Genomic DNA, 243 nt, shown 5'->3' with positions numbered 1-243 from the left:
GACGCTGTTCATCGTCTCGTCCAAGTCCGGCGGCACGCTGGAGCCGAACATCCTCAAGGCCTATTTCTTCGATCAGGCGAAAAAGGTGCTGGGCGACAAGGTCGGATCGCACTTCATCACCGTGACCGATCCCGGCTCGCACATGGAAGACGTGGCGAAGAAGGACGGTTTCTGGAAAATCTTCTACGGTGAAAAGCAGATCGGTGGCCGTTATTCCGTTCTGTCCGATTTCGGTCTGGTGCC

The 243-nt window shown here is 56.4% G+C and carries 1 pseudogene; it reads left to right on the top strand.

The features are described 5' to 3' along the window. Positions 1 to 243, top strand: a pseudogene (locus DY926_RS04740) (bifunctional transaldolase/phosoglucose isomerase); the annotation flags it as partial.

It is taken from the genome of Komagataeibacter melaceti (assembly GCF_003403295.1).
Classification (GTDB): Bacteria; Pseudomonadota; Alphaproteobacteria; order Acetobacterales; family Acetobacteraceae; genus Komagataeibacter; species Komagataeibacter melaceti.
Note: the sequence above shows the minus strand (reverse complement) of the source record. Positions and strands in the feature narration are given on the sequence as shown.